General features: G+C 64.9%; 8 protein-coding genes and 2 tRNA genes. 7 read left to right on the top strand and 3 right to left on the bottom strand.

Annotation, left to right across the window (positions count from 1 at the left end; genetic code table 11):
- Window positions 1-219: 219 nt before the first annotated feature.
- From H3H36_RS19390 to H3H36_RS19380, 3 genes are all read right to left on the bottom strand, one after another.
- A complete protein-coding gene (locus H3H36_RS19390) occupies window positions 220-3816 on the bottom strand; it encodes a choice-of-anchor L domain-containing protein (RefSeq protein ID WP_182219735.1) in 3597 nt (1198 codons plus the stop codon).
- Between the two features lie 206 nt (window positions 3817-4022).
- The gene (locus tag H3H36_RS19385; protein WP_182219734.1) at window positions 4023-5372 is read right to left on the bottom strand and encodes an ATP-binding protein; all 1350 of its coding nucleotides are present in this window, start codon (window positions 5370-5372) and stop codon (window positions 4023-4025) included.
- Complete coding sequence (locus H3H36_RS19380; protein ID WP_182219733.1) at window positions 5372-6034, bottom strand: response regulator transcription factor; 663 nt, start codon at window positions 6032-6034, stop codon at window positions 5372-5374. Before H3H36_RS19380 ends, H3H36_RS19385 begins: the two co-directional genes overlap by 1 nt.
- A gap of 214 nt (window positions 6035-6248) precedes the next feature.
- Here H3H36_RS19380 and H3H36_RS19375 point away from each other — a divergent pair.
- The 7 genes from H3H36_RS19375 to pheS all read left to right on the top strand — a co-directional run bounded on the left by H3H36_RS19375 (window position 6249) and on the right by pheS (window position 11036).
- Window positions 6249-6325 (top strand) — tRNA-Val (locus tag H3H36_RS19375).
- A 45-nt stretch (window positions 6326-6370) separates the two neighbouring features.
- Window positions 6371-6447, top strand: a tRNA-Val gene (locus H3H36_RS19370).
- Between the two features lie 197 nt (window positions 6448-6644).
- A complete protein-coding gene (gene thrS / locus H3H36_RS19365) occupies window positions 6645-8552 on the top strand; it encodes a threonine--tRNA ligase (RefSeq protein ID WP_182219732.1) in 1908 nt (635 codons plus the stop codon).
- A 50-nt stretch (window positions 8553-8602) separates the two neighbouring features.
- Window positions 8603-9124, top strand: a complete 522-nt coding sequence (gene infC, locus H3H36_RS19360; RefSeq protein ID WP_182219740.1) for a translation initiation factor IF-3 — start codon at window positions 8603-8605, stop codon at window positions 9122-9124.
- A 210-nt stretch (window positions 9125-9334) separates the two neighbouring features.
- A complete protein-coding gene (gene rpmI / locus H3H36_RS19355) occupies window positions 9335-9532 on the top strand; it encodes a 50S ribosomal protein L35 (RefSeq protein WP_057262756.1) in 198 nt (65 codons plus the stop codon).
- A 25-nt stretch (window positions 9533-9557) separates the two neighbouring features.
- Complete coding sequence (rplT, locus tag H3H36_RS19350) at window positions 9558-9917, top strand: 50S ribosomal protein L20 (RefSeq protein ID WP_092271776.1); 360 nt, start codon at window positions 9558-9560, stop codon at window positions 9915-9917.
- Between the two features lie 99 nt (window positions 9918-10016).
- Window positions 10017-11036, top strand: coding sequence for a phenylalanine--tRNA ligase subunit alpha (gene pheS / locus H3H36_RS19345; RefSeq protein ID WP_182219731.1), 1020 nt, complete (start codon window positions 10017-10019; stop codon window positions 11034-11036).
- Window positions 11037-11089: the final 53 nt, after the last annotated feature.

Raw genomic sequence — 11089 nt, 5'->3', positions numbered from 1 at the left:
CAGATCGATACCGCTATACTTGCTCATACCAGCCTCCCTGTACGTAAGTTCAACTCGACATTGAATGCTTACTGTACCCCCGGCGTATGCCGGAGGGAGGTTGGCTAGATGATTATCAGGTCCGGCAACCGGCCAAATGGATGGCACGATGCCGGACCTGACCCCGCTTTTCCGCTTTTCCGCCGGAACTGATCCTGCTCCCCCCATTTCGGGACGCGATCAGGTCACCACCAGGTCGGCCGCGCCCAGCGCATGCACCCCCACCAGCGTGGCGAACGGGATGGCGGCGCCTTTGCCGCTGCCGTCGGCGTCGTAGCTGAGCGCGCCCGTGGTGGTGTTGAACAGCACGTAGTCATTGGCGTCCACGGCCGTGCCGGTGGCGCTGGCGACGAAATTGGCTGCCGCCAGCGGGCCCGTGGCCAGCAACTTCTTGAAGATGGCGTTTTCCAGCTGCAGCACATCCACGCCCGACTGGAAGTCGGTAATGGTGTCGAGGTTGCTGCTGGCGCTCAGGGCCGACTCGAAGCGGAAGATGTCGGCGCCGGCGCCGCCCGTCAGCGTGTCGTTGCCGGCGCCGCCCACCAGCAGGTCGGCCGCGCCGCCGCCCACCAGCACGTCGTTGCCGCCCAGGCCGGACAGGGTGTTGGCCCCGCCATTGCCGGTCAGTACGTTGGCCAGCCCGTTGCCGGTGCCGTTCAGCGCCGCCGTGCCCGTCAAGGTCAGGTTTTCCACGTAGTTGCCCAGGGTATAGCTGATGCTGGCCTCCACCGTGTCCATACCGCCCGCGTCCGTCTTGCTGGTGGCCGTGGTCGTCTCTATCACCTTGTCGCTGGCGTTGTCGACCACGTAGGTGTCGTTGCCGGCGCCGCCCAGCATGGTGTCGGCGCCGGCGCCGCCGTCGAGCCGGTCGTTGCCGCCGTTGCCATTCAGCGTGTCGCTGCCGGCCAGGCCGTTCAGGCTGTCAGCGTAGGCCGTGCCGGTGAGCGTATCGTTGCCGGCCGTGCCGGCCTGGTAGCCGGTGACGGCCCCGGTGGCAGTGCTGGCCGCCATTTCGGCCGTGCCGTGGCCGTCCACGTAACTGGCCACCACGGTGATGGCCTTGCCCACCTGCGCGCTGCCCAGCACCAGGCTGCTGCCGGTGGCGCCGGCGATATTGCTGCCGTCGGCCTGCCATTGCCAGCCGAGCGTGCCCATGCCGTCGGCATCGGCCAGCGTGCTGACTGCGTTCAGCGTCTGGCCTTGCGTGGCGCTGCCCGTGATCGCGACGCCACCCGTGGGCGCGTCATTTACGTTGAGCACGGCGGCCGTGGCGTCGCTGGCCACGGCTTCCGCGTTGCCATGGCCATCCGTGTAGCTGGCCAGCACAGTGATGGCCTTGCCCACCTGCGCTTCGGCCAGCGTGAAGCTGGCGGCCGTAGCGCCGGCAATGGCGCTGCCGTCGGCCAGCCACTGGTAGCTGAGCGTGCCCATGCCGTCGGCGTCGGCCAGCGTGCTGGTGGCGCTCAGGGTCTGGCCCTGCTGCGCCACGCCGTCGATGACGATGGCGCCGGTGGGCGCGGCGTTGACGGGGGCGGCCGGCGCCACCACGAACAACTGGCTGGCGCTGATGCTGGCGCCGTGGCCGTCGTCGATCTGGTAGCTCAGTTCGACAGGGCCGCTGTACTGGCTGGCGGGCGTGAAGACCCAGCCGCTGCCGTCGGCCAGCGCCTGCAGGGTGCCGGGGGCGTCGGTGGCGAGGCTGCTCACTTGCAGGGTATCGCCGTCCGGGTCGCTGTAGCCTTGCAGCAGGCTGGCGGCGCTGATCAGGTAATCGCTACCCTGCGCGCCTTCGGGCAGCACGGCCGTCGCCGAGCCGATGGGCGCCTGGTTCAGGTGCACGCTGAGCGTGCCGATCGACGGCGACAGCACCACGTCCAGGCCGCTTTGCAGGTCCAGCCAGATCGATTCCATGTCCGCCACGCTCTTGGCCGAGGCGATGGTGTCGTTGCGGTCCCAGATCTCGCTGACCAGCGCGCTGGCCGGGTCCAGCCCCAGCGTGGCGGCAATGGTGGCCTTGTCCGCCAGGTTGAGCACGCTGCCGTTGTTGTGCGCGAGCAGGATGGCCTGGGTCACGGCCATGCCCGTCTCGTCGCTGCCCAGCGAGGTGGTGATGGCCACTTGCACCAGCTTCTTTTCCACCGCCAGCGCGGCCGCGTCGGCCGGGTTCGCTTGCAGGGCGGCCCAGGCATCGTAGTGCGCCAGGTCCACGCTGGCCGCGATGCCCAGCGCCTGCTTGATGATGGCGCCCGCTTCGGCCGGCGAGGCGCCCAGCGCCACGGCATCCTGCAGCAGCGTGGTGAGCGGATTTTCCACGCTGGCGCCAACCGGCGCGCTCAGTTGCAGCAGCGTGATGGTGAAGTCGCCATTGCCCGGCGCGGCGATGGCCTTGGCCGCGCTGGTGACGGCTTCGGCCTGGCCGGCCAGGTCCACGTACTGGGCGCTGACGGTGATGTTCTGGCCAACCTGGGCTTCGCCCACGACCAGGGTGCTGCCGTTGACGCCCAGGTCGACGCCGTCCGCGTACCAGGTGTAGCTGATGCCGGAAGCGGGCACGCCGTCGCTGTCGGATACCTTGGCCGTCAGCGTTTCACCCAGCGCGCCTATGCCGCTGAGGAAGACGATGCCGGGCTGGTTCGGCGGCGTGGTCGTGGTGCCGCCCGTGTTCACCTGGCTGAGCGTGCCATCGGCGCCCAGGCTGTACAGGCCGTCCGCGAATTGCGCATATTCGACGGCGTTGAGGGTATCGCTGCCGTCGGTGGCCGAACTGACCGTGTAGTGGCCGCTGGCCGCGTCGAAGCTGATCGCGTAGTCGGCCTTGTGGCCGGCGTAGATGGCGGTGTCGCTGTCGGCGCCGCCATCGAGCTGGTCGTTGCCGGCGTCGCCCTTGAGCTGGTCGGCGCCGCTGCCGCCGTACACGGTGTCGTTGCCGGCGCCGGCTACCACGATGTCGTCGCCGCCGCCCGCGTAGACGGTGTCGTCGCCGGCTTGCAGGTCGAAATATTCATCCTTGGCGCTGCCCGTCAGCACGTCGGCGCCGGCCGTGGCGCCGCCCGAAGTGGCCACCACGCCCGAGCCGGGTATGGTGCCGGCCGTCAGGTTGGACAGGAAGATGCCGCTGTCGTAGATGTGGTCGCCCGTGTCGGCGATGCCGATCTTGATGTGGTTGGTGGCGCCGGCCACGATGGGCGCGACGATCTTGAGTACGTGGCTCACGCCGTCGTATTCGATGGGCAGGGTGTTGCCGGCATTGTCCTGGAAGTAGCCGGCGGCCAGGTTGGCGCTGACCACGCTGAGCGGGTGGGCGGGGTCGTGGTTGAACAGCGCGTAGTTGACGCCGTTGACCATCACCACGGCCGAATCGACGAACTGGTCGACCCACTCGGGGAATTCGTCCGAGCCGAACACGACGTCGAAGCTGACCGAAGTGGCGTTCGGATCGCTCACGTTGAAGTCGAAGGCGAGCGTGGTGGCGTCGTAGGACTGGGTCTGAAACACGGTGTTGACGACGGCGTCGATGTCGGCGTCGCCGGCGCCCGCATTATCGGTGCCGAACCACGGCATGGTGTTGACGGTGCCGGGCGTGGTGCCCGAGGTCAGCAGCAGGCCGGCGCCGATGCCCAGCGCGGCCAGCGAGCCGTCGTACAGGTTGACGGCGTCCGCGCCCGACGCTTGCAAAGCGACCGAGCCATCAACGATGGTGATGCCGGAGTTGGCGGCGAGCAGGGCGCCGGTGAGCGTGCTGGCGCTGCCGCCCGCGTAGGGAGTGAAGGTTGCCATGGTGGTCGTCCTTGTGGTGTGGGGTTGCGGGCGGCCACGCAGGCCTGCTCCGTCGGGTCATTAATGACTATACGGATGCAAGCTGTATTCAAGCTGAAGGAAACGATGTGATTCAGGCAAACCGCTCCCGGGCGGGGCGCACGCGGCCGGGCGCGGCTCCCGCTGCGCGGTGCGGGAGGCAGCCCCGTTCGCGCTGGCGCGCCGGCTCAGCGCGCGGCCGCGTCGCTGGCCGGGAAGCTGACGCTGGCCAGGAAACCGCCCAGCGCGGGCGAGCGGCCGTAGTGCAGCGTGGCGCCATAGGAGGCGGCGATGCCGGCGGCGATGGACAGGCCCAGGCCGTGGCCGGCCGTGTCCTCGTCCAGGCGCACGCCGCGCCGGGCCAGCCGTTGCAAGTCGGCCTCGGGGCAGCCGGGGCCGTCATCCTCGACCGTGAGCGCGATGGCGCCGCTGGCGCTGGCGGCCACGCGCACCAGCACCTGGCCGCGCGCCCACTTGCAGGCGTTGTCGAGCAGGTTGCCGGCCAGTTCCAGCAAGTCCTCGCGGTCGCAGCGCAGGCGCAGGCCGGGTTCGAGCTCGCAGCGCAGCGTCAGCCCGCGGGCCCGGTACAGCATGCGCAGCGTGGCGGCCAGCGCCTCGATTTCCGTGGCCAGATCGACGGCCACGCCGGCGTTGGCCGCGCCGGCCACGCGCGCGCGGCGCAGTTCGCTGTCGATGCGCTGGCGCAGTTGATCGAGCTGGGCCAGCATCTGCTCGGCCAGTCGCGGGTCGTGCTGGCCCCGTTCGCCTTCGGCCATGTGGGTCAGCACGGCCAGCGGCGTCTTGAGCGCGTGGGCCAGGTTGCCCAGCGCGGCGCGCGAACGTTGCAGGCGCTGGGTGAGCAGGGCCAGCAGCCGGTTCAGCTCGCGCACCAGCGGCAGCACTTCGGCCGGCACCCGTTCGCCGAGCTGGTCGATGTCGCCCCGCTCCAGCCGGCCCACGTCGGCCCGCACCCGGTCCAGCGGCAGCAAGGCCCAGCGCACGATGGCCGCCTGCACCAGCACCAGTAGCGCGAACATCAGTAGCGAGGCGCGCGTGTAGCGCGTCATCAGTTCGGCCAGCGCCGTGTCGATGGGCAGCACGTCGGAGGCCACGGCGATGGTGACGGCGTGGCCGTCCACCGTATAGCCGGAGGCGCTTTGCAGCAGTTGGCGGCCGGCCGGCCCCGCTGTGAGCGTGACGGCGCGTCCACCGGACGGCTGCGCGGCCACGACCAGCGTGGCCCCGCCCAGCGAAGGCGAACCGAAGGCGGGCCGGCCATCGACGATGATCTGGAAATAGCGGCCCGAGGCGGGCGACAGGAAGGCGGGATCGAAATGGCGGATGGCCAGTTGCAGCGGCTGGTCGGGCAGCGGCGTGAGGCCGCCGTACAGTTCATCGGCGTCCTGCGCCAGTTCGCCGGCGATGTATTCCCTCATCACCGTTTGCATGGTGGCGCCCACCACCGTGCGCTGCACGGCGTACATGGCGGCCAGGCTCAGCACCAGCCCGAGCAGCAGGGCGGCCGCCAGCGAGCGCATCAGGCCGCTCCGCCGAACACATAGCCCTGGCCGCGCCGGGTGGTGATGTAATCCGGGCCGAGCTTGTTGCGCAGGCGGTTCACATGCACTTCGATGACGTTGCTGTCGCGCTCGCTGTCATTGTCGTACAGGTGTTCGCTCAGGCGCGTCTTGGACAGGATCTGGCCCGGATGGAGCATGAAATAGCGCAGCAGGCGGAATTCCACGCCCGACAGCGCGATCGGGCGCGCGTCGACCAGCACCGACTGGCGCGCCTCGTCGAGCGTGAGGCCGGCCACGCTGACGGCGCCGCCGGGCTGGGCGTGGCTGCGCCGGATCAGCGCCTGCAAGCGGGCCACCAGCTCTTCCGTGTGGAAGGGCTTGCCCAGGTAATCGTCGGCGCCGGCCTGGAAGCCATCCACCTTCTCGTGCCAGGCGTCGCGCGCCGTGAGGATCAGCACCGGCACCGGGTTGTGCTGTGCGCGCCAGTGGCGCAAGGTGTCCAGTCCCGAGCGCAGCGGCAGGCCCAGGTCGAGCACCACGGCGTCGTACTCCCATTCCGTACCCAAGTGTTCGGCGTCGATGCCATTGTCGGCCACGTCGACGGCGTAGCCACGCCGGCTCAGGTCGTCCTTCAGCCGCGCCGACAGGCGCGCGTCATCTTCGACCAGCAATATTTTCACGCCAGGCTCCCTGATCTGATCTTGTCTTGAGGCTAACACCGGCGGCGCGTGCCGTGTGGGCGGAATCAGGGCCAGGCTTGATGGCGCGGCCGGATCGCGGCCGCGCCGTGGCGGCGGCCCAACATGGTCGGCAGGGCAATAGTTCTGCCGATTAATATTTTCCGAATGAAACCCCTTGTCATTCCGCCGAGGGCTCTCTATAATGCTGGTCTTCGGGCGGTTAGTTCAGCTGGTTAGAATACTTGGTCGACATCCAAGGGGTCGCAGATTCGAATTCTGCACCGCCCACCAGAACACTTAGTAGCAGGCAGTAAAAAAGTTAGATTGCAGTACATTGGGCGGTTAGTTCAGCTGGTTAGAATACTTGGTCGACATCCAAGGGGTCGCAGATTCGAATTCTGCACCGCCCACCAGAACATGTAAGAGCGAGAAAGGCAATCCGGTTATGACACCGCGAACTACGACCAAGTATTGGGAGTGACGCTAGTCGAACGGGGTTCTTTTGCTCAAAAAAAGAAAAAACGCGGCTAGTCCGCGTTTTTTTTCGTCCGTATTTTTGCAGTTAAATTTTTTGCAGTATTTTTCGGCGCACGCCGCTTTGGAGATCAATATGCTTTCAGTCCGCCTCCCAGATGGTTCGGCCCGTCAATTCGACGGCCCTGTCACCGTAGCCCAAGTGGCGGCCAGCATCGGTACTGGCCTGGCCAAGGCCGCGCTGGCCGGCAAGGTGGACGGCAAGCTGGTCGACACCTCCTTCCTGATCGAAAAAGATGCCGACCTGGCCATCGTCACCGACAAGGATGCCGACGGCCTGGAGGTGATCCGCCACTCGACGGCCCACTTGCTGGCCTACGCCGTCAAGGAACTGTTCCCGGACGCGCAGGTGACCATCGGTCCCGTGATCGAGAATGGCTTCTACTACGACTTCTCGTACAAGCGCCCGTTCACGCCGGACGACCTGGTGGCGATCGAAAAGAAAATGGCCGAGCTGGCCAAGAAGGATGAGCCGGTCACCCGCAAGGTGTTGCCGCGCGACGAAGCCATCGCTTACTTCAAGTCCATCGGCGAAGCGTACAAGGCCGAGCTGATCGAAGCCATTCCGGCCGACCAGGAAGTGTCGCTGTACACGGAAGGCAAGTTCACCGACCTGTGCCGCGGCCCCCACGTGCCATCGACGGGCAAGCTGAAAGTGTTCAAGCTGATGAAGCTGGCCGGCGCCTACTGGCGCGGCGATTCCAAGAACGAGATGCTGCAGCGCGTGTACGGCACGGCCTGGACCAAGAAGGAAGACCAGGAGCAATACCTGTTCGCACTGGAAGAGGCGGAAAAGCGCGACCACCGCAAGCTGGGCAAGCAGCTCGACTTCTTCCACTTCCAGGATGAGGCGCCGGGCCTGGTGTTCTGGCACCCGAAAGGCTGGACCATCTGGCAGCAGGTCGAGCAATACATGCGCAACAAATACCAGGTCAACGGCTACCAGGAAGTGAAGGCGCCGCAGATCCTCGATTCCAGCCTGTGGGGCAAGACCGGCCACTGGGACAACTACCGCGAGAACATGTTCGTGACGGAGTCGGAAAACCGCTCCTACGCGCTGAAGCCGATGAACTGCCCGGGCCACGTGCAGATCTTCAACAGCAACATGCGCAGCTACCGCGACCTGCCGCTGCGCTACGGCGAGTTCGGCCAGTGCCACCGCAACGAGCCGTCCGGCGCGCTGCACGGCATCATGCGCGTGCGCGGCTTCACCCAGGATGACGGTCACATCTTCTGCACGGAAGAGCAGATCGAGCCGGAAGTGGTGGCGTTCCACACGCAGGCGATGGAAGTCTACAAGGACTTCCACTTCGAGAACATCGAAGTGAAACTGGCGCTGCGCCCCGACAACCGCATCGGCACCGACGAAGTGTGGAACGAGGCGGAAGACGCGCTGCGCTCCGGCCTGCGCGCCTGCGGCGTGACCTGGACCGAGCTGCCGGGCGAGGGCGCCTTCTACGGCCCGAAAATCGAGTACCACCTGAAGGATTCGCTGGGCCGCCCATGGCAGGTTGGCACCATGCAGGTCGACTTCTTCATGCCCGAGCGCCTGGGCGCTGAGTATGTGGCGGCCGACAACAGCCGCCAGGTGCCTGTGATGCTGCACCGGGCCATCGTCGGTTCAATGGAGCGCTTCATCGGCATCCTGATCGAGAACTACGCGGGCGCCTTGCCGATGTGGCTGGCGCCGGTGCAGGTGTCGGTGCTCAATATCTCCGATTCGCAGGCCGACTATGTGCAGGAAGTGGCTGAAAAGCTGCGCCGGTGCGGCTTCCGGGTGCAGACCGATTTGCGGAACGAAAAGATAACGTATAAAATACGCGAACATTCCGTCCAAAAACTGCCCTACATTCTTGTGGTGGGTGACAAAGAGCGGGATGCCCATACCGTGGCCGTGCGGGCACGGGGCAACGTCGACCTGGGTGTCATGTCCGTCGATGCCCTGGTGGAACGACTCCAGCAAGATGTCGCCAACAAAGCCTGACGAGGCAACTCGCAGCGCGGCCGAACTATCAGACATTAAAAGGAAACACCATAGCTACTGACAAGTCGCATCGCATCAATGGCGAAATCACTGCCCCTGAAATGCGTTTAAGCGGGGTCGATAACGAGCCTCTCGGTATCGTGACTTTGGCCGAAGCCTTCCGCCTGGCGGAAGAGGCAAACGTCGACCTGGTGGAAATCGCGCCAACCGCGCAGCCACCAGTGTGCCGTTTGATGGACTACGGCAAATTCAAGTATTCGGAGCAGAAAAAGGCTCACGAAGCGAAATTGAAGCAGAAAGTCATCTCGGTGAAGGAAGTCAAATTCCGTCCCGGTACCGATGACGGCGATTACAATATCAAGCTGCGCAACCTCGTCAAATTCCTCGAAGATGGCGACAAGACCAAGATCACGCTGCGCTTCCGCGGCCGTGAGATGGCGCACCAGGATATTGGCTTCCGCATGCTGGAACGCTTGAAGGCCGATTTGGAACCGTTCGGCCAGGTCGAGCAGTTCCCGAAGATGGAAGGCCGTCAGATGATCATGGTGCTCGCTCCCAAGAAGAAGAAATAATACGCCGCAAGCTGCCGGCCGGCGCCCGCCCGGGCGCCGGTGGCAATTTGCGTGCACGATTGCGGCAGTTGGTCTATAATGGCCGGCTGTTGTAATGTAGTGGACTCGCATCCGCTGCACTAACAAGTGAAAGCAGGCATCTAAGTGCAACGTTGTGTTGCCACCTGCAATCCTGTTGATATGGAGCTGTCCGTAAGAGGACAGATTGCTATGCCAAAAATGAAAACCAAAAGCTCCGCGAAAAAGCGTTTTCGCGTGCGTCCAGGTGGTACCGTTAAATCGGGTATGGCGTTCAAACGCCACATCCTGACCAAGAAGACCACCAAAAACAAGCGTCAGCTGCGCGGCACCCGTAACATCAACGCTTCGGACGTGACGTCCGTACTGCGTATGATGCCATCCGCTTAATCTCACACTCATTTAAGGAGCTACTATGCCTCGAGTAAAACGTGGGGTTACTGCGCGTGCCCGTCATAAAAAAGTACTGAACCTGGCCAAGGGTTACCGCGGTCGTCGCAGCAAGGTATACCGTATTGCCAAGCAAGCAGTGATGCGCGCTGGCCAGTACGCCTACCGCGACCGTCGTAACAAGAAGCGCGTCTTCCGCCGCCTGTGGATCGCCCGTATCAACGCCGCTTCCCGTGAGCATGGCGTGACGTACAGCGCATTCATGAACGGTCTGAAGAAAGCTTCGATCGAACTGGACCGTAAAGTCCTGGCCGACATGGCTGTGATGGACAAGCCAGCCTTCGCTGCGATTGTCAACGTTGTGAAAGCAAAAATCGCTGCGTAAGCATTGATTTTGTCTGCGCCACCCCAGGGGTGGCGACCAAAAGAACGGGGCAAAGGTGTTATACCTGTGCCCCGTTTTTGATTGAGGAAAACGAAAAGCATGGACTCCCTGGAACAACTCGTCGCCTCCGCGGTGCAGGATTTCATGGCCGCGCAAGATGACGCGGCCGCACTGGAAAACGCCAAAGCCAAATACCTGGGCAAGACCGGCCAGATCACCGAATTGATGAAGGGCCTGGGCAAGCTGGACCCCGAGCAGCGCAAGGCGCAAGGCGCCCTGATCAACGCCGCCAAGGGCCGGATCGAAGCGGCCCTGACGGCCCGGCGCGACGCGCTGGCCGACGCCCAGATGCAAACCCGTTTGAATGCCGAGGCGATCGACGTCTCGCTGCCTGGCCGCGGCCGCGCCGGCGGCGGCATCCATCCCGTCATGCGCACCTGGGAGCGGGTCGAAGCGATCTTCCGCTCGATCGGTTTCGACGTGGCCGACGGCCCCGAGATCGAGAACGACTGGACCAACTTCACGGCCCTGAACAGCCCGGAAAACCATCCGGCCCGCTCCATGCAGGACACCTTCTACATCGAAGGCAACGACAGCGAAGGCAAGCCGCTGCTGCTGCGCACCCACACCAGCCCGATGCAGGTGCGCTACGCGCGCAGCCACACGCCGCCGATCAAGGTGATCGCGCCGGGCCGCACCTACCGCGTCGACAGCGACGCCACCCACTCGCCCATGTTCCACCAGGTCGAAGGCCTGTGGATCGCCGAAAACATCAGCTTCGCCGACCTGAAGGGCGTGTACCTGAACTTCGTCAAGGCCTTCTTCGAGACGGACGACCTGCAGGTGCGCTTCCGCCCCTCGTACTTCCCGTTCACGGAACCGTCGGCCGAGATCGACATCGCGTTCGGCTCCGGTCCCCTGAAAGGCCGCTGGCTGGAAGTGTCCGGCTCGGGCCAGGTGCATCCGACCGTGGTGCGCAATTTCGGGCTGGACCCGGAAAAGTACATCGGCTTCGCGTTCGGCTCCGGCCTCGAGCGCCTGACCATGCTGCGCTACGGGATCAACGACCTGCGCCTGTTCTACGAAGGCGACCTGCGTTTCCTCAAGCAGTTCAACTAATCGTCTAAACGGTTTATACCATTAGCGGTCGAGCGCCATTGCGCTCCCGCTTT

Origin of the sequence: Rugamonas fusca, assembly GCF_014042365.1 — a bacterium.
Taxonomy (GTDB): Bacteria; Pseudomonadota; Gammaproteobacteria; order Burkholderiales; family Burkholderiaceae_D; genus Rugamonas; species Rugamonas fusca.
This window is presented reverse-complemented; position numbering and strand designations above follow the sequence as displayed.

Coding starts and splice junctions, on each gene's coding strand:
- H3H36_RS19390 (WP_182219735.1), bottom strand. CDS start 3,816: ATGGCAACCTTCACTCCCTACGCGGGCGGCAGCGCCAGCACGCTCACC.
- H3H36_RS19385 (WP_182219734.1), bottom strand. CDS start 5,372: ATGCGCTCGCTGGCGGCCGCCCTGCTGCTCGGGCTGGTGCTGAGCCTG.
- thrS (WP_182219732.1), top strand. CDS start 6,645: ATGCTTTCAGTCCGCCTCCCAGATGGTTCGGCCCGTCAATTCGACGGC.
- rpmI (WP_057262756.1), top strand. CDS start 9,335: ATGCCAAAAATGAAAACCAAAAGCTCCGCGAAAAAGCGTTTTCGCGTG.
- rplT (WP_092271776.1), top strand. CDS start 9,558: ATGCCTCGAGTAAAACGTGGGGTTACTGCGCGTGCCCGTCATAAAAAA.
- pheS (WP_182219731.1), top strand. CDS start 10,017: ATGGACTCCCTGGAACAACTCGTCGCCTCCGCGGTGCAGGATTTCATG.